The organism is Lentibacillus kapialis (assembly GCF_014646635.1).
GTDB classification, from domain to species: domain Bacteria; phylum Bacillota; class Bacilli; order Bacillales; family Amphibacillaceae; genus Lentibacillus; species Lentibacillus kapialis.
Genome location: NZ_BMNQ01000005.1, coordinates 18,968 through 44,256 on the forward strand (window position 1 = coordinate 18,968; position 25,289 = coordinate 44,256).

Below are 25,289 nucleotides of genomic sequence, written 5' to 3' on the forward strand. Positions count from 1 at the left end.
TCGGCATTCGCCTCGCCTTATAGTGAATGCCGAAGCTTTTTCTTATAAGGTCATCCATCATTTATATTTTCTGACGTTATAAATAAATAAAGGCTTGCTGCTAAAGCAGTAAGCCTTCACTATTTTCGGTGTAAATTACCGTCACGCATCATCACTCTTTACCCGGGCTTCCATCATTCGACAAAACGTCTCGGCAAATTTCTGACATCTGATGGCATCGTCATTATCCGGTTCCAAATCTATAATCAATCGTTCCGGGACCAGTCTGGCATGTTTTTTCTCCAAGCGATCTCCCAGTGCATTGGCCGCACCGCCAAACGTCGCATAAAAAGAATCGCCCGAACCGAATACACCAGCGGCCATACCTGTTATATCCACATCATTCAGATCCTCATAAAAGTCTTCCACTTCAAATGGCAATGCTCCGTCATCCTCAGAGTAAGTACCTACAAGCAGACCATCGTAGCGGCAAAGCTCATCCACGTCAATCGGATCCATTTCAAACGTTTTGGTTACAACTTCATAACCATACCTTTCAACCGTTTCTCTGACTATCTCGGCTATTAATTCTGTATTGCCGGTCATGCTCGCATAAAGCAGTAAAACCTTAGCCATTAAAATATCCCTCAAATTCAAGAAGTCTTCATCGCTATTTCAAGAATGTCGACAATGTTTTTTCAATTATCGAGCAGAAACTAAAGATGCTGTTCATGACAGAAATAGGAGCGGTTTAAAATCCGGTTTCACAGCATTATTCACGAATCGATTCTGCTACCTGCTCAAAAAGGCATCATATCGTCTTGCATCATTTCCATCACGTGGCGGATTAATGGTAATTCAGTTTCCACTTCCACATTCAGTTTCACCTCTTTTATAAGCGGTGCCAGTACATGTTCTGTTCGTTCATCTACCTTAATGCTCTCAGGAATGCCTTGCAATGATTCAATCATTTTAACGAATTCAGTTTGAAGAACAACACGGTCTGAGACCTCCGTCAGTAAATTATAGTAAATGGCCATTCCTTTGGTCCGGTCAACCCCCAGTACCAAAAGCGGGAACAGAGGCCGTTCGTTCTGATTATTTTGAACAGGCATATCCATATAATCCATGGAAAATTCAACCGTGTACGGAAGTGAGTTGTTCAGTTTTTCTAACCGTTTCAAATCCACCTCTGAAACTGCCAGCGGCACTTCATCCGGTTCTTCTTCCTCAACATGGCCAAGTTCAAGCACCTGGTTATCAAATATCAATTCACCATTTTGCTCACTTGGGACTTTCATCATCACGTGTTCATCAAACAGCATGTCAGGTAATGCCAGTCCGTTCTTGATTTCATGATAAACATCGATTGTCTGCTCAAGTGCCAGTAGCATCAACCTCGCTTCGTCATCATCCATAAACCATGGATAAAGCCCAGGTTTGTAGCTTCTTAACGACGGCCAGCTTTTCCGTCCGCGAAATTTAACATCATATGATTTGATGAGCTGATAATCACTCTTTTCCAAATCTTCCCGATCTTCATAACTCAACAGCAAACTGCGCTGATTGATCACAAAATCAAAATCAGGTTTTTTCGACGTTAAGGTATCCACTAACGAACGATAGCCCTTATCTCCGACATATACTGCCAAACCAAACATTTCACCGGCACCGCCAAGTACAGAACAATAAAGCCATTCATTTGTCTTCGGGTCTTTCACAGCAAAAATATGCTCATCAAACATGATTTCCCATGGTTTAAGCTTCTGAAATTCTTTTGCCTTCACAAAAACATCATGCCAACTATCCTTTTCGGCAGATGGCTGCTCATATGCAGTCAGTAAATCCTTCAGATAAAAGCGTATATTATCGTTCACATCTTGAACCAGACGTTTGCTGTCTGTAGCCGTAAGATCGATTCCACCCGTCAGCACTTCTTCCCTTGAGTCTTCCTCAGGAGGCAGATTTTTCGCACTTATACAACGCGGATAGCTCACTCCTTTTTCAGGCTTCAATTTTTTGTTGAAAACAATTTCATGATGCCAGTCATCACCGAAATCGTACACATACATCACCTTATCATATGGCTCCTTTAACCAATCACCTACAACTTCATCTTTTTCCTGACGGGTAATCCGGTCGCCAAGTAGATCGACAAAGGCATCATCACCGGTGTCTTCACTCGTAATTTCCATCTGCTCGACTCGTTCGCCATTCGTCCGGTTCACAAAAAAACTATGCAAGTGATAGTCGAACCACTCAAAAGCAACCTGCAGCACCCGGTGCAAATCATAGAATGTTGCATGACCGTCAATCTGAATTTTGCGCCATACCGGGACACCGACATGTTTTAACGACACTTTGAATTCATAAATCATTCCATCACCCCACTTTTTAAATAGTGTAGCATACTTATAGAGATGCAACATTAGTAAAAATGATAGTTGATATATAAACGTAACGTGAGCTTTTTATGACATGGCATTTGCTGATAGATTTTATTTTGCTGCTTATTTTGATGTCTGAAAGTTGAGAGTATATGTTTGTTAATGTCATATGATATTGGATAAAATGGATATAGACTAAAAAGGAAGGCGGTGTTTTCGTATGACTTCAAAAAGACCGAATCATTTAATTCACGAAAAATCACCCTATCTTCAGCAGCATGCTTACAATCCTGTTAACTGGTATGCATGGGGTGATGAAGCGTTTGAAAAAGCAAAGGCTGAAAATAAACCTATATTCCTTTCCATCGGGTACTCCACTTGTCATTGGTGTCATGTCCTCGCACACGAATCATTTGAAGACGAGGAAGTGGCATCGTATCTGAATGACCATTACGTGGCCATTAAAGTTGATCGTGAAGAGCGGCCGGACATTGATTCCGTTTATATGAAAGTTTGTCAGATGATGACCGGACAGGGAGGATGGCCGCTCTCCATCTTTATGACACCAGATAAAGTGCCGTTTTATGCCGGAACCTATTTCCCCCGTGTTAGCAAATACGGTATGCCCGGCTTTATGGATGTTCTCACTCAGCTTCTCGAAAAATATAACGAAGAACCGGACCATATCGCAAAAGTGACCAAGAGTGTGACCGATGCACTCAAAGAAACCGTCACAACCAAAAGTGAGAGCCGCCTTTCCGAAGAGATGACGCACAAAGCTTTTTATGAGCTCAAAAAGCGGTTTGATTCCCAGTATGGGGGATTCGGTTCAGCACCCAAATTCCCCACACCCCAAAATGTTCTCTACCTGCTGAAGTATTACCATTTCACAGGCGAGACTGCTGCACTGAAAATGGCAGAAGACACATTGCAGGCCATGGCAAAGGGCGGCATATATGACCATGTCGGATACGGATTTGCACGCTATTCCACCGATGAGAAATGGCTAGTTCCCCATTTCGAAAAAATGCTTTATGATAATGCGTTGCTGCTCATGGCATATACCGAATGCTACCAAATCACCAAAAAACCATTATACCAAACGATCAGCAAACAGATTATCACATTTGTCAAAAGAGAGATGCAACGTGCTGAAGGAGGGTTTTATTCAGCGATTGATGCTGACTCAGAAGGTACTGAAGGGAAATATTATGTTTGGGGATACGATGAGATATTAAACATCCTCGGCAAAAAGCGGGGAGAATTATATGCATCTGTTTACAACATAACACCGAACGGAAATTTTGAAGGCAAAAACATTCCAAATCTGCTTACTACAAATATGGAGACAATCGCGCAAACCCATCATATGAGCTTATCAGAGCTTAAACAGGAAATGGATGCAGCTCGGGAGCAATTGCTCTTGTCACGCGAGAAACGTGTTTATCCTCACGTGGATGATAAAATTCTGACCTCATGGAATGCCATGATGATAGCTGCACTGGCTAAGGCCGGAAAAGTTTTTGACGAGCCGGACTACATTGATACTGCTGAGAACAACATGACATTTATCCAACAGAACCTTATTCAGGATAAACGGGTTTTGGCCCGTTACCGTGACGGAGAAGTGAAATATAACGGCTACTTGGATGATTACGCTTTTCTGCTGTGGGCTTATGCTGAACTATATGAAGCGACATTTTCGCTCAATTATTTAAAGCAAGCACACGCACTTGCCAATGACATGCTGGCGTTATTCCGGGATAGCGAACAAGGCGGGTTTTTCTTCAATGGCTATGATAGCGAACAATTGCTGTCACGGGAAAAAATGGTCTATGACGGTGCCCTTCCATCCGGTAATGGTGTTGCAGCTGTTATGCTTGCCAAACTGGGATATCTGACCGGCGAAACCGCCTATCTCGATGCACTCGAGGAATTGTACTACACCTTTTACAAGGATATCAGCGACGTTCCTGCTGCAGGCATCCATTTCATTCAAAGTCTGCTTTTGACGGAGAATACGACAAAAGAAGTCGTGGTGCTTGGACCATCGGATTCGTTTACTACTGAACTTCAACAAGCCTTTTTGCCCGATGTGACACTTTTAGCGAGCAACAACGCTGATGAATTGGCTGAAACCGCTCCTTTTGCATCCGAGTATAAGCGGCTGGGTGAAGCGCTGACGATTTACGTTTGCGAAAACTTCGCGTGCCATCAGCCAACAGAAGATAAAGAAAAAGCCTGGGAATTCATACGGCAAAAACGCTAACGTTGTAAAACGTCAGTGTGCAGAACACACACACGAATATGTTAAACTATTGCTACAATCATCATTTGGAAGGAGCTACTCTCATGCAGAAAGTCAAAATGAATGTACAGACCATGTACCACGGCGACCTTTTCCGTGCAGGGAAAATTTATGAAGTGGATGAATCCACCGCTGAACGCTGGATCACAGGAAAAATTGCAGAAAGCGCCGAAGAAGAAAAAAATTGATCCCATAGCATTCTTTCAAAAGAAAGGGTATACTGGAATAGAAAGAGGAGGTGAAAAAGATGACCGAACAACGATTGGAGCGTATCGAAAATATGCTTTCTCAGTTAATTTCAATGGTTGGCACCGTGCATACAGAGCAGACTGAAATGAAAGAAAAAATGAAGGGAATGGAATCTGAACAGACCGCCATGAAAGCGGACCAAGCACTGATGAAGCAAGAACAAACTGCCATGAAAAAAGAACAAGCACTGATGAAGCAAGAACAAACCGCCATGAAAGAAGACCAAGCACTGATGAGACAAGAACAAACTGCCATGAAAAAAGAACAAGCACTGATGAGACAAGAACAAACTGCCATGAAAGAAGACCAAGCACTGATGAGACAAGAACAAACTGCCATGAAAGAAGAAATCTCCACGATAAAAACAGAAGGCGACAGACGCCATCGTGAAATCATGGACGAATTCAAAATCCTGCGTGCGGATCAAGATCACATCTGGAATAAAGCCGTCCAAAACGAACGTGACATTGCCCAATTAAAACATCAATTTTCAAATTAGCACCTCAGCGACTCCATTCACAAAATTATACTGAATCCTAAGGAAAACCCTCGTCCGTGTCTTCTAATCGAACATGTACAAGGGTTTTTTATCTATCATACCCGGTCACCTGTTTACAAAAGTCTTATCCGTTCGATATCAAACATCCTATCTATCACCCTCACGCAAAGCGCTATCGTTTGAAATACAGATGGTAATGCAGCGCACAGTCCGGATTAAAAGCTGCCTGACAAGCGGGGCAGCGGTAACTGCTCCCAAGATATTCGTTTATCGTGAGTTCTGTGTGGCAACTGCCGCACAGAATGGCTTTCTGATCAAACTTTTCTTTTGGCCAAACGCCAGAATCCCCGCATCCATAGCGCTGATGACATCGAAAACACGGGAAATAACCACCACAGCAATAAAATTTGATCGCTACTCTATCATTTTCTGTATGGAAGTGTTCACATCGCGTTTCGTCGTCGATTGCTCCTTTTATCCTCATAGAAACCTCCCGCACCTCTATAAAACACTTTATCATAATGAGGAAATGGCAAACAAAGGATAAAGCGGACATTGACCACTTCACCCTTTCGATTCATGCAAAACAATTAATCATCTGGTTTTTCTTTCAGTTCTTCACCATTCTTCCCTTCATAGCGCAACCCCCAACCGGTCAACGCTGCAACCAGCATGATAATAAACAGGAACCAGCCCTGAAACACGAATGGGAAAACAGCATTCGGTTCAACAATCGGAAGCCAATTATATGATTCCTCTTTCATCGTTTGAATGGTTGACCAGCCTAGTAACACCGGTGCTCCCCACGGGAAAATATAACCTAAAGCCGATGTCACTGCATCAAGCATATTTGCCATCCGATAACGGTGGATCTTGTATTTAGATCCGATTTCTTTTACAAATGGCGCCGCTGCAATTTCAGCTGCTGTGTTGATGGTAATGGAACTATTCAGCAATGCAACAATCGCCCACATGGATACTTCAGCTTTGCGAACGGAGTTTTTGATCCATTTAACCAAACTTTTCGTGATGGCTGCCATTGTTCCACCGAGTCTCATCAAATGGGCTGCCCCTACTATCAACAGAATTAAAATCGCCATATTAAAATAACCTGTTAAACCTGAAACTAAAGCTCCTTCTACGACAGCATCAGAGTCCGGATTGAAGCTTAAAATATCAGCAAACGATCCCAAATCCAATAAAAGAATCAGTGGTATGGCCGATACAATACCCCATGTCAATGATGTCAGCAGATGCTGACCGGTTAAAGCAAGAATAAGAACGATTGCAAAAGGCACAAGCATGATCAGCCCGCTCGCATTGACAGATTCAATCACGGAACTGGCGGAAGTTTGACCGGCTGCAGAATTACCACCTCCGCCGAAAATCGCAAATAAAATCATCGCCGGCACAGCAGCAACGATAGAATATTTGAAACGACTCCGTACAACACCAGGCACATCGGCATCCTGAGTTGTTGCTGATACGATTGTGGTATCGGAAACCGGTGCCAGATTATCACCAAATACTGCTCCAGCTAAAATAGCCGCAAACATAAAAGTCGGATCCGCTCCAACAGCAATACCTGCAGGATACATGAGGGTACAAAATGCAACGGTTGTACCGTAACCTGTACCAACAGCAGTTGAAAAAATTGCTGCCAACAAAAACGTTAGGGCAACAAACATACCGCCTTCAACGCCTGTTATCGAACCAATCCAAACAAGCCCTTCAACGAGCCCGCCAACCTGAAGAACCTGTGCGAACATACCGGCGTAAAACCATGCTACCATCGCAATGACACCGACGGGCTGGGCCAATCCATCAAACAGCCCTTGTGCATAATCTTCCCATTTGCTTTTACATAACATTAATCCCAATGTCAGACCAATAACGGCTCCAAGTACCAATGCAACCTCAGAAGATAGCTGCATGACACTGATTGTGATGGCCCAAACAACAAAAAACAGCAAAGGAACTGCCGCACCGAACGGCCCCAGCCAGAACTCCAATTTCTGGACAGTCTTATTCCCGGTTGCTTTGTCTAACTCCTCGTTATTTGACACTTTGCTCCCTCCCCCTAATTCATCCCAATGATGGCGGATGTTTATCTTCTCATTACAGCTTATCATAAGTTTTTAAAGTTATGAATAAAAAATCTTCCTCTATACTCAAAGCTTTGTAGATCCTAATATGGTGATTCATGTGCAATGAGTGATAATTGCTCTTTTGAATTTGACGCTCGGGAACATGTTTCCGATCTCGCGCCCATGTTTCGGCTCTCGGGAACATGTTTCCATTTTCCCGCCCATGTTTCAGTTTGCCTGCCACTTGTACTTATTCTATCTTGGAAGAATGTTGGAAATAAGGAAAAAGTCGCTCCCTAACGTAAGCGACTTTCTTTCTATCACACTATTCATTTTGCTTTCCCGGGATTAATTGCGGCTCCATGTTCACCGTGATTACGACCAGCGCTGATTGTTTATCACCGATTTCGGCAAATTTATTCTTTTAACTTGGATAAAGCATCTGCCAGTGCATTATTTTTAAACCCGTCATCCTGATTTTTCAAGTATTTATTAACATCTTTCTTGGATACTTTCTCACTTTTCTCCTTTTCTTTGCGCTGATTGAACGTTGACAGTTTTTCAGAGAATCCGCACTGACACGTGAATGTTTTGCCATCGCCCTCACCCCGCAGTACCATCCGTTTGTGACAATTCGGGCATCTGGCATTTGTCCGTTTAAAAATGTTCTTTTTTCCACCGCATGAGCGATCCTGACAAACGAGCATTTTACCTTTCTTATTATCAATTTCCATCATGAGTTTTCCGCAATTTGGGCATTTGCTTCCGGTCAAGTTATCATGTTTAAAATTATCGTCACTTGTCTTGATTTGGTAAACGACTTCTTTTGTGTAGCCTTTAATCTCATTTATAAAATGTTTTTTATTCAAATTCCCTTGAGCAATCTGGCTGAGCTTGGTTTCCCATTCAGCAGTAAGAGCCGGGGATCGCAGCTCTTCCGGGACAAGGTCAAGCAGCTGGCGGCCTTTGGATGTTGTGAAAATATGTTTGCCACGCAGTTCCATGAGTTGGCTGTTGAATAACTTTTCGATGATATCAGCCCGGGTGGCAACAGTACCGATACCTCCTGTTTTACTGATGGTCTTGGCAAGATGCTTTTCATCCTGACTCATATATTGTACTGGATTTTCCATTGCCTGGAGCAGAGCGCCTTCTGTAAAACGTTCAGGTGGCTTGGTTTCACCATTCGTCAGGTTTATTGTGATATCGGACAGTTCCGCGCCCTTTTGCACGTCAGGCAATTGCTGATCATTGTCAGTTCCATGATCGCCGTAAACTTCTTTCCAACCTTGTTTTTTGATATTTTTCCCTCTGGCTGTAAAGCGCTCGCCATCAATGGAAGCCTCGATTGTCAGTTGTTCATACTCATATGGGTCTGACAAAACTGCCAGGAAACGTTTTACGACAAGATCATAAACCTTTCGTTCTTTGTCATTCAGATCTGCTGGTATGACAGTTTCTTCTGTTGGGATAATTGCATGGTGATCGGATACGTTTGCATTATCAACGACCGACTTCGGTAATTTCCATTCCTTTTTCAACAACTTGCCCGCAACATGTGCATATTGATCGACATTAACAGCTTTCACTCGATCTTTCAATGTCGGGACTATATCCGATGAAAGCACTCGTGAATCAGTTCTCGGATACGTGAGAACTTTATGCTGTTCATACAGTTTTTGCATCAAAGACAGGGTTTGCTTACCTGAAAACCCGAACATTCGATTCGCATCGCGCTGCAGCTCAGTGAGATCATACAATTGCGGAGCATGTTTCTTCTTATACGATTTATCGATGTTTGTGATTTGCGCCGGTTTATTTTTCAGGTGATTGAGCAGTTTTTCTGCTTTTTCCTTGGAAAACATTCGGTTATTGTTTTTGCCGTCCCGCCATGTGAGCGTCATTCCGGTACTTGTCTTGGCTTCAATACCATAAAAAGGCTGCGGCTGGAATTCATTAATTTCTTTTTCTCTTGTCCGCACCATCGCTAATGTCGGTGTCTGCACACGCCCGGTCGACAGCTGTGCATTGAATCTCGTCGTAAGTGCGCGAGTGGCATTCAGACCTACATACCAGTCCGCTTCCGAACGTGCGACAGCCGAATCGTAAAGATTTTCATATTGTTTTCCTGGTTTCAGATTTTTAAACCCCTCGCGGATCGCCTTGTCAGTGACCGATGAAATCCATAAACGCTTTACAGGCTTGTTGACGCGCGCCTTTTCAATAATCCAGCGAGCCACAAGTTCCCCTTCTCTCCCCGCATCGGTTGCGATGACAATATCACCTGCATCTTTGCGATTCAATTGTGTTTTAACCGCGTTGAATTGTTTGCCGGATTTTTTGATGACAACCAATTTCAGCTGGCTTGGCAGCATCGGCAAATCGTCCAAACGCCATGTTTTCCATTTTTCTTCATACATTTCAGGGTCAGCGAGCGTTACCAAATGTCCCAGCGCCCACGTTACAATATATTTTGATCCTTCTATAAACCCGTTGCCTTTTTTCGTGCAATTCAATACACGGGCGATATCCCGTCCGACAGAAGGTTTTTCGGCTAATACGACTGTTTTACTCATTTCATAAATCCTCTCTTCTCAAGTCTTCTCTATATTGTCACTGTAACACAATTTGCAGCATTACGCCGTTTTCACACCTCCCGCCGAATTCCATACAATAACCTAGATAAAATGATACGTCATGACTACCCAATATATACGGGGCAAAAGCGGAAAGGAAAATGATAGTGATGCTCTATTATACCGGACTGATTTTTTTGATTATCGGCGTCAGTATTGATGGGTTTGGCGTTGGCATATCATATGGACTGCGGCGTGTCCATGTTTCACTTCCAGCCTTGGGGATCATTATGCTCTGTTCCGGTTTCATAGTCTATATTTCAATGACAATCGGCAATATGATGAAGTCACTTATCACACCGGGACTCACCGATAACATCGGGGGTATTATTCTGCTGTGCATCGGCTTGTACTGTTTGTATAATATAATCCGTTCAAAACAGGAAACACCCTCTAACTCCATTTCAGATGACGAAACATGGGATAATTTCAAATTCGTGATGAAAGAACCGCATCAGGCAGATTTAGACCAATCCGGGAGCATTTCACTGTCAGAGGCTGTGCTTTTGGGTTTTGCACTGGCAATTGATGCATTTGGTGCAGGTCTGGGTGCTGCAATGCTTGGGTATTCACCCATAATAACAGCAGCTTCTATCGCCTTGATGAGTGGACTATTTGTATTGTGCGGCGTAAAAACGGGGCACCTTTTGTCACAAAAAAAATGGATGCAGCCATTGACGCTGCTACCTCCATTTTCACTCATGCTACTGGGTATCTTGAATATGATGTAACCGGTTGATCCCGGCCATACTAAATGACAGTGGTATGGTACTATAACACCGAAATAATCCAACCGATGACAACAATCGCACCAATCACCATTAAAATTGTCCGAATCATCGTTCTCACCCTTTCAGGTATTACCGTTTAAAAACTAACTTTCCCTGAAAGACTGATTGAAAAACATAGTAGTTGCTATGTTATGACGTTTAGCAACACTGTAACCGTTACAACGCTGATTAGTGTTGTAACAAGTGTGATACTGGAAACAAGATCAGGTTCGGCATCAAACTCAATCGCGTACATGGTTGTCGTCGCAGCACTCGGCATGGCAGCTACAATCAAGAGAATCGACTTGATAACCGGGTCAGCCGGCACAATCCATATAAATAAAAATATGAGCAGTGGTGAAAGTATCATTCGGGTTGTCGCTGTTGATAGAATGACCTGCCAGTTAAATGACAAAGACGTAATCGATGCCAACTGCATCCCTAATATCACCATCATCAGTGGAATAGCTGCATTGCTTAACATGGTCAAGGTCGAATAAACTGATTCGGGAATGCTGATTGGCAAAGCCTGAAACCCAATACCAAGAATAGCTGCATATGTTGCCGGCATTTTCAAAACTGTCTTGCACGCCCGCCAAAAGCCACTCGTACTGCGCGAAGCATAATACACCCCGAATACGTTCATGATCATCGTCTGAAGCACCATCAAAAAAATGGCATATGGCATAGCTTCTTCCCCGATACTGAACAGGATTACCGGTACTCCGTAGTTGCCGCCATTCATAAACGCAGTTGCCAGAATCGCGCCGCTTTCAACTGACGCCCGCCACTTAAATAGTCGCGCGAGCAATTTCACAAAAAAGATCATCGAAAACAATAGGAAGATCGCATAAACGACAATAACCGTATATCCCTGATTAAAATGGGCTTCATATAAATTTGTGAACACCAAAGCAGGCATAAATATGTAAATCGATGCCGCAGCAAGTGATTTTACGTCAAGGGCTCGAATCCGCTGCAATACAAACCCTGCTCCAAACACGACCATAATCGGCAAAATAACCTGTAGAAATATATGCATGACAATATCCCCATTTATAAACAAATCATCAACAAAACACAGTGCACCATTTTCACCGTGTTTTGTACAACACTTTCAAGCAAATCTTTTACCAGTCTACCATTCGTATGGCATGCTTGCCAGTTTTAAAAACATTGATTCTGTTGTGGGGTTTGCCGAAACTGCATAAGTGAACCTGTTCATACTTCCACTTCTTTTCAGGTGTCAGCCTATGATTTGACATTCCATAGATTTTATGGGAGGATTAGATAGCTGAAAGTAAAAATAAGTCGTCATTTCTGGCATTCTGCTAGTTCGTTTTTGAAGATGCTTATTCTCACTGGCGCGGCTTCGGGGTCGCAAGGACGTCAGAGCAGGAAGGGCTGACGTTGCTTAAGTTTATAACGTCAAAAGTATAAATTCTGGATGACCTTATAAAAAAATTTCAGCACTCGCTATAAGTCGAGGCGAATGCCGAGTTTTTCTAAGAAAACACCAGTGGAACACAGACCGCGGTAAGGAATATCTATAACAAAGACAGTTCCACCCGAATCTATTCGGGACAAATATAAAAAATGAAAACTTATATGTTACTTTTCAAATTACAGGGGTACTCTTAATCATAAGGGTACCCCTTTCCAATATTTAGCAGGAAAGAAGGCATATTGCATGAAACTAGGAGCGATTCAGACAATGGCAGTGATTCAAAAGATTGAAGCGGGATACATCCTGCAAAGCGGTGTATTCCTGCCTTCTCAAACAGTTGAATCAGAATTGGCACCGGGCCAAAAAATTGATGTTTTTCTCTATAACGATCAAAAGGGCAATACTCTCGCTACAAAGAAACACCCCTCTGTTCAAGTGGATGAGTTCGACTGGACTGAAGTGATTGCGATTATTTCAGGGCTGGGGGTTTTTGTTGATATTGGCATCGAAAAGGGAATTCTCGTTTCACATGATGATCTTCCGCTATTTGAAAGTGTTTGGCCGGAAAAAGGTGATAAGCTGTTTGTCAAACTGACGACAGACAAAGAGGGACGGCTTCTCGCAGAACCCGCTACCGAACGTTTTTTCTCAGCACATTGGGAAATGGGATCTGAGGAATTGGTTAACCAGCCAATCAGCGGTCGCATATACCATACCGACAGAGAAGGAGCCGCTATGATTTCGGAAGACGGCTATCGTGGATTTATTCATCATACAGAGCGGAAACAGGAACCACGCCTCGGAGAATGGGTGAAAGGACGCGTGATCGCCGTAAAAGAAGACGGAACAGTGAATGTGTCCCTCAGACCTCTCAAGCAGCAAAGCATGACGGAAGATGCAGACGATATTCTTGAACTCCTGAATCAAAATGGCGGCATTATCCATTTTGATGATAAAAGTGATCCTGAAGATATTCGCGGAACATTTGGTATCAGCAAAGCTGCTTTTAAGCGCGCACTTGGCAAATTGATGAAAGAGGAAAAAATTGAACAACGTGATGGCAGGACCTATTTGATTTAGTCCCAGCAGAACACCATAACTGATTAATGGCTGGAAACATGCTCGAAGATGACGTTTCCACTGTCAATCATTTGTCATTTTGTTAAAAATCAGAAATATATCGAGTAAAGTGCAGCCCGATTTTTTCTATTTTCGTCAGAGAAAATATTTGTATTCCTGTCCATATACGTCTTAATAATACACTGGATACAATTTTCCGCTACATTATTTACAGTTAAATCTTATCTCGGGAACATGCTCTGACACTCCCTTTTTTCCGTACCCGCAGGCTCACGATCAGAGAAGCAAATAACGAAAAAAAGGTCCACCTAAACGGAATCAACTATACCTAACCCAACTTTCGGCATTCGCCTCGTCTTATAGCGAATGCCGAAGCTTTTTTTTATAAGGTCATCCATCATTTATACTTTCTGACGTTACAAAAAAATATCCACCTTTTTAACTTAGGCAGATATCTGTTCCAATTTTTCGTTAAGCGTGGCGAAAGGTTTCAACAAGGGAGGTTGCAATAGCTCCAATTGCTGCCGCAAAAAGGCTAGCTCCGCCCCAGCCGCCAAACCCGAGGCCAATCATTTCAATTTTCGCAAATGATGACATTGTCACCATGATGATACCGGCAACAAAAGCAACCGCAGCAGGAATATAAATGCCAAATCCTTCATCAGAAGATGCCAGCGTAATGATGATATTTACAATCATGATGGCCACCAGGATCGAAATACCGATAACCAAGCCCAAATTAAACATAGTCTCACCTCAACAAACTTTATTTTACTACATTACATTTTATCTATACGTTCCAGTAAAGTCAATTTAATCCTGACCACGTGTCAATGGAACCCGAATTTAAACCCGGAAGTCCTATCTTTGACATAAAAAGAGAACAGACTGCCGGCCAGCCCGTTCCCGTGTACAAGTATACTTTTCTCACCGCTTCTGTCACAACAACGCTAAACTGTCACCTGATCATTTGGTATGTGTTTTCCCCACACTTTATTCATGATAAAGGCCAAAATAAACAGGAGGGCAGCCCCGACAATGATAGCCAGTACAGGTGATCCCGTGAGACCCACGGTAAGAAATGCTACGACGCCGCTGATACCCGCGGTGATTGCATATGGAATTTGGGTATTCACGTGGTCAATGTGGTCGCTTCCTGCCCCTGCCGAAGACAATATTGTTGTATCAGATATAGGAGAACAGTGATCCCCAAAGATGCCGCCACTGAACACAGCAGCAATGGCCAAATACATTGAAATATCCATTGAAGCAGCAAGCGGCATCGCAATCGGAATCATAATTGAAAATGTTCCATATGATGTTCCTGTCGTAAACGCAACAATCGCACCAATCAGAAAAAGCAGAATTGGAATAATGGAAGATGATGTTGTCTGCTCAGCAAAATGAACGATATATTCTGCTGTTCCAAGTTCCGTCGTGACACTGCCGATTGACCACGCTAATGTCAAAATGATGTAAACGATCATCATGCTGCGAAACCCGCTGACAATGATGGACATGGAGTCTTTAAATGAATAAAGCTTTTGCTGCATCCCCATCGCAAGTGCTACAATACCAGCTACAAATGCAGCAATTAAAATTGACGTTGCCCCATCAGCTTCTCCAAATGCCGTCACAAAACCTTTTTCAGGGTAGCCCCCGGTCCACAGGAACAACGGCGGAATCATCCCGACCAGTACGATAATCGGCACAATCATGCTACGAATTTTAGGTGTATAACCCTCGGGCATTTCAACATCGGCCATTTGATCATCAGATGGCGGCTCAGTATCATCCCGAATGACTTTACCTGAAGTGCGCGCTCGATATTCCGCTTGCGCCATCGGTCCGAAATCCCACTTCAGGAAAACAATAATTCCAACAAGAATAATAGCTAAAATAGCATAAAAATTAAATGGAATCGTAAATATATAGGTCATGTATTCCGAGTCGGAAATCCCCATCTCGGTATACTGTGCACCAATCAATCCCATGACAAACACGACCCATGTCGATACAGGACCTAGCAGACACATCGGAGCAGACGTGGAATCCACAATATAAGCTAATTTTTCACGGGACACACGCATTTTATCTGTTACCGAACGCATGACACTTCCAACCGTCAATGCATTAAAATAGTCTTCAAAAAATATAATGATGCCAAAAATCATTGTTGAACCTTGAGCGCCCCTTGGCGTTCTCACCTTGTTGGAAATGGCTTGTGCAATAGCTTGTGCTCCGCCTGTCTTTTGCAAAAATGCAATCAATACACCAAACAATCCGCAGTAAATCAAAACGGTTGCATTCCATGGATCTCCAACGCTTGGAATAATAAAGTCGCTGAAACTTGCGTACAGCCCCATGAATGGGTTCCAGCCGTACATCATTGTTGCTCCCAGCCAGACCCCGGCAAATAAGGCAGGGATAACATTTCGGCTGACGAGGGCTAGTACAATCGCTATCACCGGCGGCAAAAGCGAAAGAACTCCAAAATCCATTTCTTTTTTCTCCCTTCATAAATAATGAACTGCTTATCATAAATATATGTTATATCTTCTCATATTATTTTCATAAATAGAAGACAAAATTAATTTTCACTTATATTTCCACTAAACCATAAATTGACACAAAGGTTCTTAATAAGACTTGATCAGCTCTTTATGAAGAACAATTCGTTAACAAATATGTAGGTTTGCAGCAGTCAATACCACTCATCCGAAGTCAAAGAAAAGCCGTTTCAGCTTTCTGAAACGGCTTTTCTCCTATTGCATGTCTGAACAATTATTTTTTGCTTTGAGACATGTCGGATTCGGCTATTTTGATCATACGCTTGACCATTTCGCCTCCCACAGAGCCATTTTCACGTGCAGTTGTATCCGCTCCGGGCTGGACGCCAAATTCATTTGCAATTTCGTTTTTCATGTTTTCCATTGCATCCTCTGCTCCAGACACCAACAAATCATTTTTGTTTTCCGCCACAACTGATCACTCCTTGTGGGAATTCGAACAGATGCGATTCATCTGTTCACGTGTAGTTTTTAGCAAAGACGAGCCGTTTACCCCTGTTAAAAATTGCAATTGTACGATGCCTGTCAATGGTTGAACGTGACTTTTTAGTTGGAATGATAAACTTTAACACAGCATCTGCAAAGCATTCTTCGCAAAAATCACATCACTATGCTAGAATGCTTTTATAATTACATGGACAAGGAGATCAACATGGCATACAAAATTTTATTTCTTGATATTGATGGAACGATTTTAAAACCGGACCATACATTCTCTGACATGACAAAACAGGCGATCTCTTCAGTCAAAAAGCAAGGGGTCGAGGTATTTTTAGCAACAGGCCGGCCGCTTCATGAAATCGAGGAACTGGCAAAAGAATTGGTTGTTGATTCATTTATTGCATACAATGGAGCTTTTGCCAGCTACCAGGGAAAAACAATTGTAAATGAACCGATCCCCTTAAAGAATATGGAGCAATTTATTGATATTGCTGAAGAAAATGGTCACGAACTGGTTATGTACACACGTGACAGGAATTATTTCACAACCCTTGATCAGCCGGTTATCAAACAATTTATCGATATATTTGGTCTGAAAAAGAATGAGGCATTCATTCCTGAAATCACGGACAAGATTCTAGGCGCGACAATTCTGAATGCTTCGCCAGAAAAGATACGGCTGTATGAAATTGAATCCAATGTTCGCCTCTCCCCCGTTCATGTCAATGGAACGGAGGGCACCTATGATATTCTGAGGAAAAATGTCAACAAAGGCCATTCGGTTGAACAGATTCTCAGCCTTCTCGATATCTCCCGAGCTCAGGCCATAGCCTTTGGTGACGGTATGAACGACAAGGAAATGCTTGATGCTGTCGGTGAAGGATTTGCGATGGGTAATTCCCATGAAGATCTTTTTCGTTATGCCAAACACAGGACAGCGACTGTTACCGATGACGGAATCGCTTATGGATTGAAGCAGATTGGCGTGTTATAAAGGAAAGACCGGGCCAATTACAACCCGGTTTTTTTTCTATCATGAGTGCTTTGTGCAGCGGCGTACCACATTTTTTGCCGCCCGATGACTCTCGCTTTTCCCGGTCGAACTTTTGCTTAGTCCGATCGCGCGAGGACGGCATGATTTCGCGCGACTCTCCCCGGATTTCGCGCGAGGACAGCATGATTTCGCGCGACTCTCCCCGGATTTCGCGCGAGGACAGCATGATTTCGCGCGACTCTCTCCGGATTTCGCGCGAGGACAGCATGATTTCGCGCGACTCTCTCCGGATTTCGCGCGAGGACGGCATGTTCGCGCGACCCTCTCCGGATTTCGCGCGAGGATGGCATGATTTCGCGCGACTCTCTCCGGATTTCGCGCGAGGATGGCATGATTTCGCGCGACTCTCCCCGGATTTCGCGCGAGGACAGCATGATTTCGCGCGACTCTCTCTGAATAACAAATAAAACTCCGATTACAATTAACAGGATACGCTCAAAACCTTCCATTTTCTCTACCTTTTTTTAACAAATGCCCTATTAGGTGCATCACTTGCTTAACTTGTTCATAAAGCAAATCTTCAGCCTGTTCCATGCACGCCTCAAGTGACATCGGTTTGTGAACGATAGAAAAATATCCTGAAAATTTTTCTCTTAGCGTATCCAAGTCGCCATCAAGACTGCCCGAAATCAAAACAATTGGAACTTGATGTTTTTGTGCAAGAGATGCCACATAACCTGGTGCTTTACCGTAAAGTGTCTGTTCATCACTCTGGCCTTCCCCTGTCAGAACAAGATCTGCTTCTTGAATTGCTTCCTCAGCATTCATGGCATCCGCTAAAAATTGTGCTCCGGAAACAAGATGACCGCCAACGGCTAATAAGGCAAAACCCAAACCGCCGGCAGCACCCGCACCGGGTATATTTTTGAATGGCTTTTTGAGCACAGACTCGACTGCCTGCCCGTACCGATTTAAAGCAGAATCATAGTGTTCCAATTCTTCTGTCTTCAATCCTTTTTGCGGACCGTAAACATTAGTTGCACCCTTTTCGCCGGATAACGGATTATCAACATCACAGGCAACTTTTATATCTGCTTCAGCAAGTCTGGAATCAATGTCTTTAAAACTGACACCCGTTACGTCCATCAGGTCTTTACCGAACATTCCGATCTCATGATCATTGGCATCCCAAGCTCTCATTCCCAATGCCTTAAGCATGCCGAGACCCCCGTCGTTCGTTGCACTGCCGCCAAGTCCAATCACAAATTTTGTGCAGCCCCGGTCAAGTGCATCCAGTATGGTTTCACCGATTCCGAAAGTGGTGGTTAAAGCCGGATTTCGTTTATCTTCCGGTACCTGAACGAGCCCCGCAATGCTGGCACATTCGATAATCGCCGTATTGGTATCAATGATGGCATATGATGATTCAATATGTTCCCCCAGCGGCCCCGTACACCTTATCGTGATGCGCTGCCCTTTAGCTGAAGCAAGTATGGATTCCAGCGTCCCTTCCCCGCCATCCGCCATAGGCTTCAACATAACTTGAGCATTTTTATCAATTGCATTAACAGCTTTTTTCATAATTTCTGAAGCTTGAATGGCGGTCAAACTTCCTTTAAACGAATCAGGTGCAACAACGATTTTCATAACGTTCTCCTTTTTTAGTATGTGATAGTTAACTCCAATATAATCCAGCATATCACTTGTTTCAATAATATTCTGACGTAACAAACAAATCAAAAAAGGATTCTGACAAGGTCCTTATTCAATCACGTTCACTGTCAAAAATAATCGCATTGTCATGCCGGACTTTTTCCGTAATAGCAAGCACATCAAAACTGATCCGTTTTAGCTGCTCATACGCTCCCATGTCGCGGGATTCAATAATACGGGAAAATTCCCTGACTTCAAAAACCATATTGTTGGGATGGTCATTCGACTGCAGCATTTTTTCTTCTGAAGAATTGTTGTAAACTACTCGGGGCCTGGCCATGATGCCGGCATTTTCAAACACAAGCATCCCTTTTTCGCCGTGAATTTCACATCTGTTGAAAGATTGAGCTATTTTTGAGCAAAGGATGGTACCGGTGAATTCAGGATATGTCAATACGAGCGTCCCGCTACCATCCACACCACTGTCCAGCTGCACTGGAAAATATGAAGCGCCGGCCGGTTTGCCAAATAATCCAACCGCAAGCGACAGCGCGTACACACCAAGATCCACAAGAGCCCCACCCGAAAATTTGGTCGTAAAAATATTCGGCTCTTCACCCGCTAAATAGTTATCATACCGTGATGAATACTGAACATACGGTATAATCATGCTGCGTACATTGCCGATTTCCCTAAGCCCATCCTGCAGACTTTTAAAATTCGGTGAATGCAAATTGCGCATCGCTTCAAACAGAAAAACACCATTATCAGCAGCTGCCTTATGAGCCTCCCTCCATTCACGTAAGTTCGAAAATATCGGTTTTTCACAAATGACATGTTTTTTCTCATTGAGAAAAGTGACGACATGGTCAAAATGCAGCGAATTGGGTGACGCAATATAAACAGCTTCCATGACATCACTGGCCGCCATTTCGTTCAAATCTGTGAAGATAAGTTCGACAGCATGTTTATCCGCAAACGCCCCGGCTTTATCTGCTTTTCTCGAATAAACAGCGGCATGAGTTAAGCCTGACGATTCTTTTGATGCTTCTATAAACGAATCCGTAATCCATCCGGTGCCGACTGTACCAAAATTCATTTTTAAGTCCCCCTAATGGTTATTTTTTGAACACGCAGAAAGTAAGCATATCCAATTCTACGTTGCCGTTTATGGACACTATTAAAACAGATCACTAATCATGCAACACACTCACTCTATCAGAGTAACCAACCATTACTTCGTCAGCCATGCCAGGGAACAGTCCGCTTTCAACTACACCGGTCAACTGCTTCAATTGGTGATGCAATGCCTTTGGTTCCTGAATGCCACCAAAGTCGCAATCCAAGATATAGTTACCGTTATCAGATATAAAAACACCATTATCATCATTTCGACGCAGTTTCGCCAACCCCCCCAGTTCAGCGATCCGTCCGGCGGTCACTTCCCGGCCGAACGGTAAAATCTCAACCGGGAGCATAAAATCTCCAAGCCGGGAAACCAGCTTTGATTCATCAACAATGACGACAAACTTTCGGGCAGTTACCGCAATTATCTTTTCACGCACAAGGGCACCGCCGCCACCTTTTATCAGATTCCACTGCCCGTCAACCTCATCGGCACCATCAATTGCAACATCAACTCTCTGTGTCCTGGAGAAATCCGTTATCGGCACACCATATTCGTTTGCCCATGCCACAGATTGTCCTGAAGATGGAATCCCTTTCACATCAAGACCGGCTTTTACGTGTTCACCGAGTTTCCGGATCATCCAGTAAACAGTCGAACCCGATCCCAGCCCGATTGTCATGCCATTTTCAATGTGTGACAGGGATGCTTCCCCTGCAAGTTTCTTCGCATTATCCTGATTCGTCATGCCTGTTCCTCTCCTTCATCGATTAGTTAAACGGTAGCAGTGTTACTTCCATTCCATCATGTTCACCGGTCTGCGTCACGTGATATGCTCTATCCCCACAATGATTTGTTCTTTTATTCCTGCTTTATTAGGGTCTGAGATCTGCAACTGATGACTTCTACGTCTCTAATATTTCGCTGTTAAGCAAAAAACCCTGCAAAACGGTACTAAGGACTCTTTACAAAAAAAGGAATTTATATTTATCATTTAATTTAACAGTTTTCAATCTGGCTGTAATCAATCCGAAATCAAATTGTAAGATTATTTTCTTTAAAAACGGTAATATACCATTATAGAGAGAGCGTATCCTATGGACAGTAACAAAAACCGTTTACTATATTTTTTTAGGAGTGATTAGCATGAAAGGGATTGTACTTGCAGGAGGAAATGGTACACGGCTCGCTCCCAGCACAAACGGGGTTAATAAGCATTTGCTCAACGTCTATGATAAACCGATGATTTATTATCCGTTATCTGTCCTGATGCTTGGTGGTATCAAAGATATACTGATCATCAGTACTCCGGACGATATGCCGCGTTTCAAGGAAATGCTCGGCGATGGGTCCGCATTCGGCATCAGGTTGCAATATATGGAACAGGTCAATCCGGACGGGATTCCGGAAGCCTTTATCCTGGCAGAAGATTTTATCGGCTATGATGATGTCACCTTGATTCTTGGTGATAATATATTTTACGGTCAGGGATTTACAACGCTCTTCAGGAATGCTCTAAAGAATCATCGAAACGCCACAATTTTCGGAAGCCGTGTCAAAGATCCCGAACGCTTTGGTGTTGTTGAATTTGACGAGAATCAAAAGGTGCTGTCACTTGAGGAAAAGCCGGAAGACCCAAAATCAGATTTTGCAGCGGCAGGATTGTATATTTACGATAACCGTGCGACCCGCATCGCCAAACAACTCCCCTATTCCGAACGCGGTGAAACAGAAATCACCGACTTGAATAAAGAGTATTTAAAAGGAAATCAACTGGAAGTCCAATTACTGGGCAGAGGGTTTGCCTGGATGGATGCCGGAACACATGAATCCTTGTTTGAAGCATCCGAATTCGTCAAAATAACCCAGCAGCGGCAAGGATTCAAAATTGCCTGCCTTGAAGAAATTGCTTATTACATGGGATATATAAGCAAACAAGAGCTGTATAAAAAAGGTGAGCGAATGAAAAAGACGGACTATGGACAATACTTGATGGAGATTGCCAACCGGAAACATTCTGAGCAATACTGGGAAATGATCGACAAAAATCCAATACTGGAGCTGGTGCAGAATGAGTAAATCCCTTCTTGTGACAGGTGGTGCAGGGTTTATTGCATCCAATTTCATTCACTATATGATGCAGCGACACCCTGACTATCAGATTATTAATATTGATAAACTGACATATGCCGGTTCAGAAGCAAATGTTCAAGAAAACACCGCTTCCTCCGGTAACTATCAGTTTATCAAAGGAGATATCGCTGATGAACAGTTGGTAAATAACATTTTCACTGAATACGATATCGACGGCGTCATCCATTTTGCCGCCGAATCGCACGTTGATCGTTCTATCAATGACGCTAAAGCTTTTATTGAATCAAATGTGCTGGGAACCATTGTACTACTGCAGGCAGCGCGTGACACTTGGGAAAAGACGGGTGAGCTATCGACAAGACGTTTTCATCAAATTTCCACCGATGAAGTCTACGGAGCACTGGATTTGGAAACAAACGAAAAATTCAATGAACAGACACCCTATGATCCGCGCAATCCCTACAGTGCGTCAAAAGCCGGTGCTGACATGCTTGTAAAAAGCTTTGGTCAGACATATGGAATGAATGTTGTCACATCCAGCAGCTCGAACAATTATGGACCGCGGCAACATCCAGAAAAACTGATACCAACAATTATTTCCAATGCCTTGCAGGGCAAACCGATTCCGTTGTATGGCGATGGAAAAAATGTACGGGATTGGCTTTATGTTGAGGACCACTGCCGGGCAATCGATCTTATTTTCCATGAAGGCAAGGCTTTGGAAAAATATAATATCGGCGGTGGTAATGAACGGACAAATAATGAACTGACTAGAATAATTTGCGATATTCTTGATCACTTAAAGCCTGAACAGCACAGTCATAAATCACTAATCACATATATCGGAGACCGTAAAGGACATGACCGGCGATATGCGGTCGATGACAGTAAAATCAGAAATACACTGGGCTGGAAACCTTTGACGGTATTCAATAATGGACTGAATAAAACAGTAGAATGGTATGTTGACCAATGGGAAAAAGCACCCCTCTGATTTCTACAGTGATTCCAGTGTATGGCTGTAGGAACTGTTTGAAAACTTTGTCGAGCCGAATCATCAGTACAGTCGAATCGATTCCAGCTGATTTAGAAATTATCCTGATTAATGATGCAAGCCCCGATAATGCGTGGGAAACCATTCAAGAACTGCACAAACAAGACTCCCGAATCAAAGGAATTGACTTTGCCCGCAACTTCGGTCAGCATCATGCTATTACAGCCGGGCTTGATTATGCAGCCGGTGATTGGGTTGTTGTCATGGATTGTGATCTGCAGGATCGCCCGGAGGAAATCGCGACGTTATATGAGAAAGCACAAGAAGGATACGAAGTCGTTTTTGCAAACCGGGTCGAGCGTCAGGATAAATGGCTCAAACGCAAAACATCCCAGTTGTTCTACCGCGTTTACGATTATTTCACCGGAAAAATATCCGATCATACGATAGCCAATTTCAGCATCAGTCAACGAAAAGTTGTCCTTGCATTCAGGCAAATGCGTGAACAGAACCGTTTCTTTCCACTGTTCATCCAGTGGATGGGTTACCAAACGACCAGCGTTCCAGTCGAACACAATGCCAGACAGGATGGCAAAACAACATACAATCTCAAAAAACTGATCACCCTGGCCACAGATGCCATCATATCCCAATCCAATAAACCACTGAGACTGTCCATACAGTTTGGTTTCATATTAGCCCTTGGATCATTGCTGTATGGTCTTTATTTGTTTATACGGTACTTCTTTCTGGCTCAGCCCGTACAAGGATGGACAAGTGTGATGGTTTCCATTTATTTTATCGGTGGGCTGATATTTTTCAACTTTGGTATCCTTGGTATGTATATCGGCAAGATCTTTAATGAGACCAAAAGCAGACCCCTTTATCTGATTCGTGAAACGACTGAAACCAATGACAACGAGAGGTGATTATGTGACCTATTTACGCGAAACGCCATGGGATAAACGGAATTTTAATATCAACACATATGAACTGACAGATACATCCGAAAAAGCGCTTCAGGAAACAAATGAAAACAAAGGGCATTACACATTGAAAGTCAGCCCGCTTGAAAATCCCAAGCCGTTTCTGCAGCACGGTTTTTATTATGTCGATACATTAATTGAGCCGATTTGCAAAAAGGAAAATTTGACCATATTTGATGCAAGTGGAATCAGTATTTCAAAAACCTATGACCGTGATGCCATTTTGGAAATTGCAGCAGAAGCTTTTGTACACGGACGATTTCACCGTGACTTTAATATTCCTGATTCGATGGCTGATAAACGGTACATGAACTGGGTAAACGATTTACTCGATGCCGAGAAGATTATTGCATTGAAATATGGTAACGATACTGCCGGTTTTTACGGGTTTGACAAGGATAAAGTCCTGTTGCTCGGGATACGTGAAGAATACCGCAGCAGAGGGCTTGCCAAGGCTTATACCAGCCTGGCATGCCGTGAACAGCTCAAAGCCGGATATGATGAACTGAGAACATCCATATCGGCTGCCAATGTCGCGTCACTAAACCTGTTTTATAACCTTGGTTTCCGTTTGAAAAATACAATAGATGTCTATCATAAACTCAGGTGGTGAGATATCATGATAGGGTATCTCTATATTTTCGGAACGATCATCTTCACTGTCTTTGGACAGCTTGTTTTAAAATGGCAGGTTGATGAAGCGGGGGCTCTGCCGGATGCATTATGGGATAAATTTCTTTTCCTGTTGCAGCTTTTACTGAATCCGTGGATCATTTCCGGGTTCGCTTCTGCCTTTTTAGCAGCCTTATGCTGGATGGCGGCTATGACTAAGTTTAATATCAGTTATGCTTATCCGTTTATGAGCCTTTCATTTATACTTGTGTTTCTGCTGTCTGCCATTCTGTTTGGCGATCCGGTAACGATACATAAAATTGCAGGTCTTGCATTAATTATTGCCGGAATTATAGTAACAAGTCAATCTTTGTGAG

Annotated in this window: 24 protein-coding genes; 11 read left to right on the top strand and 13 right to left on the bottom strand. The window is 43.1% G+C overall.

From position 1 onward, the window contains the following. Positions 1-141: 141 nt before the first annotated feature. Positions 142-615 (bottom strand): flavodoxin domain-containing protein, encoded by a 474-nt coding sequence (locus IEW67_RS03595; protein ID WP_188631692.1) that lies wholly within the window; start codon positions 613-615, stop codon positions 142-144. Between the two features lie 164 nt (positions 616-779). Next, positions 780-2,357, bottom strand: a complete 1,578-nt coding sequence (locus tag IEW67_RS03600) for a plasmid pRiA4b ORF-3 family protein (protein ID WP_188631693.1) — start codon at positions 2,355-2,357, stop codon at positions 780-782. Positions 2,358-2,586: 229 nt separating this feature from the next. Between IEW67_RS03600 and IEW67_RS03605 the strand changes: the two genes are divergently transcribed. The 3 genes from IEW67_RS03605 (at position 2,587) to IEW67_RS03615 (ending at position 5,422) form a co-directional block, all read left to right on the top strand. Continuing rightward, positions 2,587-4,635, top strand: a complete 2,049-nt coding sequence (locus tag IEW67_RS03605; protein ID WP_188631694.1) for a thioredoxin domain-containing protein — start codon at positions 2,587-2,589, stop codon at positions 4,633-4,635. A gap of 83 nt (positions 4,636-4,718) precedes the next feature. Further along, complete coding sequence (locus tag IEW67_RS03610) at positions 4,719-4,862, top strand: hypothetical protein (protein ID WP_188631695.1); 144 nt, start codon at positions 4,719-4,721, stop codon at positions 4,860-4,862. A 59-nt stretch (positions 4,863-4,921) separates the two neighbouring features. Next, entirely contained in the window at positions 4,922-5,422 is a 501-nt protein-coding gene (locus IEW67_RS03615; RefSeq protein ID WP_188631696.1) for a hypothetical protein, read from the top strand. A 172-nt stretch (positions 5,423-5,594) separates the two neighbouring features. Here IEW67_RS03615 and IEW67_RS03620 read toward each other — a convergent pair whose 3' ends face one another. From IEW67_RS03620 to IEW67_RS03630, 3 genes are all read right to left on the bottom strand, one after another. Further along, complete coding sequence (locus IEW67_RS03620; protein WP_188631697.1) at positions 5,595-5,906, bottom strand: CHY zinc finger protein; 312 nt, start codon at positions 5,904-5,906, stop codon at positions 5,595-5,597. Between the two features lie 106 nt (positions 5,907-6,012). Then, entirely contained in the window at positions 6,013-7,488 is a 1,476-nt protein-coding gene (locus IEW67_RS03625; protein ID WP_188631698.1) for a Na+/H+ antiporter NhaC family protein, read from the bottom strand. A 437-nt stretch (positions 7,489-7,925) separates the two neighbouring features. Next, positions 7,926-10,085 carry a DNA topoisomerase III gene (locus tag IEW67_RS03630; protein WP_188631699.1) on the bottom strand — a complete coding sequence of 720 codons (2,160 nt, stop codon included), beginning with the start codon at positions 10,083-10,085 and terminating at the stop codon, positions 7,926-7,928. Between the two features lie 161 nt (positions 10,086-10,246). On the opposite strand from IEW67_RS03630, the gene ytaF reads away from it, so the two are divergent. Next, the gene (ytaF, locus tag IEW67_RS03635; RefSeq protein WP_229671659.1) at positions 10,247-10,876 is read left to right on the top strand and encodes a sporulation membrane protein YtaF; all 630 of its coding nucleotides are present in this window, start codon (positions 10,247-10,249) and stop codon (positions 10,874-10,876) included. 184 nt (positions 10,877-11,060) lie between these two features. Here ytaF and IEW67_RS03640 read toward each other — a convergent pair whose 3' ends face one another. Next, entirely contained in the window at positions 11,061-11,957 is an 897-nt protein-coding gene (locus IEW67_RS03640; RefSeq protein ID WP_188631700.1) for an AEC family transporter, read from the bottom strand. Positions 11,958-12,605: 648 nt separating this feature from the next. Here IEW67_RS03640 and IEW67_RS03645 point away from each other — a divergent pair. Further along, a complete protein-coding gene (locus IEW67_RS03645; RefSeq protein WP_188631701.1) occupies positions 12,606-13,442 on the top strand; it encodes a CvfB family protein in 837 nt (278 codons plus the stop codon). A 471-nt stretch (positions 13,443-13,913) separates the two neighbouring features. Here IEW67_RS03645 and IEW67_RS03650 read toward each other — a convergent pair whose 3' ends face one another. The 3 genes from IEW67_RS03650 to IEW67_RS03660 all read right to left on the bottom strand — a co-directional run bounded on the left by IEW67_RS03650 (position 13,914) and on the right by IEW67_RS03660 (position 16,424). Next, on the bottom strand, positions 13,914-14,189 hold the full coding sequence (locus tag IEW67_RS03650) for a hypothetical protein (protein WP_188631702.1): 276 nt from the start codon (positions 14,187-14,189) through the stop codon (positions 13,914-13,916). 203 nt (positions 14,190-14,392) lie between these two features. After that, entirely contained in the window at positions 14,393-15,943 is a 1,551-nt protein-coding gene (locus tag IEW67_RS03655; protein ID WP_188631703.1) for a Na+/H+ antiporter NhaC family protein, read from the bottom strand. A gap of 283 nt (positions 15,944-16,226) precedes the next feature. Next, a complete protein-coding gene (locus IEW67_RS03660) occupies positions 16,227-16,424 on the bottom strand; it encodes an alpha/beta-type small acid-soluble spore protein (protein ID WP_188631704.1) in 198 nt (65 codons plus the stop codon). Between the two features lie 240 nt (positions 16,425-16,664). Here IEW67_RS03660 and IEW67_RS03665 point away from each other — a divergent pair, with 240 nt between their 5' ends. After that, positions 16,665-17,447 carry an HAD family hydrolase gene (locus IEW67_RS03665; protein ID WP_188631705.1) on the top strand — a complete coding sequence of 261 codons (783 nt, stop codon included), beginning with the start codon at positions 16,665-16,667 and terminating at the stop codon, positions 17,445-17,447. On the opposite strand, the gene IEW67_RS03670 is transcribed toward IEW67_RS03665, so the two are convergent. The 4 genes from IEW67_RS03670 to rpiA form a co-directional block, all read right to left on the bottom strand. Next, positions 17,398-17,757: a hypothetical protein gene (locus IEW67_RS03670; RefSeq protein ID WP_188631706.1), complete on the bottom strand. Its 360-nt coding sequence runs from the start codon at positions 17,755-17,757 to the stop codon at positions 17,398-17,400. The two genes, IEW67_RS03665 and IEW67_RS03670, sit on opposite strands and share 50 nt — an antisense overlap. A 185-nt stretch (positions 17,758-17,942) precedes the next feature. Beyond that, the gene (locus IEW67_RS03675; protein ID WP_188631707.1) at positions 17,943-19,094 is read right to left on the bottom strand and encodes a glycerate kinase; all 1,152 of its coding nucleotides are present in this window, start codon (positions 19,092-19,094) and stop codon (positions 17,943-17,945) included. Between the two features lie 118 nt (positions 19,095-19,212). Then, on the bottom strand, positions 19,213-20,199 hold the full coding sequence (locus IEW67_RS03680) for a Gfo/Idh/MocA family protein (RefSeq protein ID WP_188631708.1): 987 nt from the start codon (positions 20,197-20,199) through the stop codon (positions 19,213-19,215). Positions 20,200-20,293: 94 nt separating this feature from the next. Then, on the bottom strand, positions 20,294-20,974 hold the full coding sequence (gene rpiA, locus IEW67_RS03685; protein WP_188631709.1) for a ribose-5-phosphate isomerase RpiA: 681 nt from the start codon (positions 20,972-20,974) through the stop codon (positions 20,294-20,296). Positions 20,975-21,372: 398 nt separating this feature from the next. On the opposite strand from rpiA, the gene rfbA reads away from it, so the two are divergent. Genes rfbA through IEW67_RS03710 form a run of 5 tightly spaced genes read left to right on the top strand, consistent with a single transcriptional unit; the run spans position 21,373 to position 25,288 of the window. Next, positions 21,373-22,305: a glucose-1-phosphate thymidylyltransferase RfbA gene (rfbA, locus tag IEW67_RS03690; RefSeq protein ID WP_188631710.1), complete on the top strand. Its 933-nt coding sequence runs from the start codon at positions 21,373-21,375 to the stop codon at positions 22,303-22,305. Beyond that, entirely contained in the window at positions 22,298-23,314 is a 1,017-nt protein-coding gene (gene rfbB, locus IEW67_RS03695; RefSeq protein WP_188631711.1) for a dTDP-glucose 4,6-dehydratase, read from the top strand. Before rfbA ends, rfbB begins: the two co-directional genes overlap by 8 nt. Then, on the top strand, positions 23,293-24,243 hold the full coding sequence (locus tag IEW67_RS03700) for a glycosyltransferase family 2 protein (RefSeq protein ID WP_188631712.1): 951 nt from the start codon (positions 23,293-23,295) through the stop codon (positions 24,241-24,243). Before rfbB ends, IEW67_RS03700 begins: the two co-directional genes overlap by 22 nt. A gap of 4 nt (positions 24,244-24,247) precedes the next feature. Next, positions 24,248-24,913, top strand: a complete 666-nt coding sequence (locus IEW67_RS03705; protein ID WP_188631713.1) for a GNAT family N-acetyltransferase — start codon at positions 24,248-24,250, stop codon at positions 24,911-24,913. Between the two features lie 6 nt (positions 24,914-24,919). Next, entirely contained in the window at positions 24,920-25,288 is a 369-nt protein-coding gene (locus IEW67_RS03710) for an EamA family transporter (RefSeq protein ID WP_229671661.1), read from the top strand. Position 25,289: the final 1 nt, after the last annotated feature.

What these genes read in the sequence shown, in the direction of transcription:
- IEW67_RS03605 (WP_188631694.1), top strand. Translation starts at nt 2,587, where the DNA reads ATGACTTCAAAAAGACCGAATCATTTAATTCACGAAAAATCACCCTAT.
- IEW67_RS03630 (WP_188631699.1), bottom strand. Translation starts at nt 10,085, where the DNA reads ATGAGTAAAACAGTCGTATTAGCCGAAAAACCTTCTGTCGGACGGGAT.
- IEW67_RS03670 (WP_188631706.1), bottom strand. Translation starts at nt 17,757, where the DNA reads ATGCCGTCCTCGCGCGAAATCCGGAGAGAGTCGCGCGAAATCATGCTG.
- IEW67_RS03700 (WP_188631712.1), top strand. Translation starts at nt 23,293, where the DNA reads ATGGGAAAAAGCACCCCTCTGATTTCTACAGTGATTCCAGTGTATGGC.
- rfbA (WP_188631710.1), top strand. Translation starts at nt 21,373, where the DNA reads ATGAAAGGGATTGTACTTGCAGGAGGAAATGGTACACGGCTCGCTCCC.
- IEW67_RS03595 (WP_188631692.1), bottom strand. Translation starts at nt 615, where the DNA reads ATGGCTAAGGTTTTACTGCTTTATGCGAGCATGACCGGCAATACAGAA.
- IEW67_RS03615 (WP_188631696.1), top strand. Translation starts at nt 4,922, where the DNA reads ATGACCGAACAACGATTGGAGCGTATCGAAAATATGCTTTCTCAGTTA.
- IEW67_RS03645 (WP_188631701.1), top strand. Translation starts at nt 12,606, where the DNA reads ATGAAACTAGGAGCGATTCAGACAATGGCAGTGATTCAAAAGATTGAA.
- IEW67_RS03710 (WP_229671661.1), top strand. Translation starts at nt 24,920, where the DNA reads ATGATAGGGTATCTCTATATTTTCGGAACGATCATCTTCACTGTCTTT.
- IEW67_RS03665 (WP_188631705.1), top strand. Translation starts at nt 16,665, where the DNA reads ATGGCATACAAAATTTTATTTCTTGATATTGATGGAACGATTTTAAAA.
- IEW67_RS03610 (WP_188631695.1), top strand. Translation starts at nt 4,719, where the DNA reads ATGCAGAAAGTCAAAATGAATGTACAGACCATGTACCACGGCGACCTT.
- IEW67_RS03675 (WP_188631707.1), bottom strand. Translation starts at nt 19,094, where the DNA reads ATGAAAATCGTTGTTGCACCTGATTCGTTTAAAGGAAGTTTGACCGCC.
- ytaF (WP_229671659.1), top strand. Translation starts at nt 10,247, where the DNA reads ATGATAGTGATGCTCTATTATACCGGACTGATTTTTTTGATTATCGGC.
- IEW67_RS03650 (WP_188631702.1), bottom strand. Translation starts at nt 14,189, where the DNA reads ATGTTTAATTTGGGCTTGGTTATCGGTATTTCGATCCTGGTGGCCATC.
- IEW67_RS03680 (WP_188631708.1), bottom strand. Translation starts at nt 20,199, where the DNA reads ATGAATTTTGGTACAGTCGGCACCGGATGGATTACGGATTCGTTTATA.
- IEW67_RS03640 (WP_188631700.1), bottom strand. Translation starts at nt 11,957, where the DNA reads ATGCATATATTTCTACAGGTTATTTTGCCGATTATGGTCGTGTTTGGA.
- IEW67_RS03655 (WP_188631703.1), bottom strand. Translation starts at nt 15,943, where the DNA reads ATGGATTTTGGAGTTCTTTCGCTTTTGCCGCCGGTGATAGCGATTGTA.
- IEW67_RS03600 (WP_188631693.1), bottom strand. Translation starts at nt 2,357, where the DNA reads ATGATTTATGAATTCAAAGTGTCGTTAAAACATGTCGGTGTCCCGGTA.
- rpiA (WP_188631709.1), bottom strand. Translation starts at nt 20,974, where the DNA reads ATGACGAATCAGGATAATGCGAAGAAACTTGCAGGGGAAGCATCCCTG.
- IEW67_RS03620 (WP_188631697.1), bottom strand. Translation starts at nt 5,906, where the DNA reads ATGAGGATAAAAGGAGCAATCGACGACGAAACGCGATGTGAACACTTC.
- rfbB (WP_188631711.1), top strand. Translation starts at nt 22,298, where the DNA reads ATGAGTAAATCCCTTCTTGTGACAGGTGGTGCAGGGTTTATTGCATCC.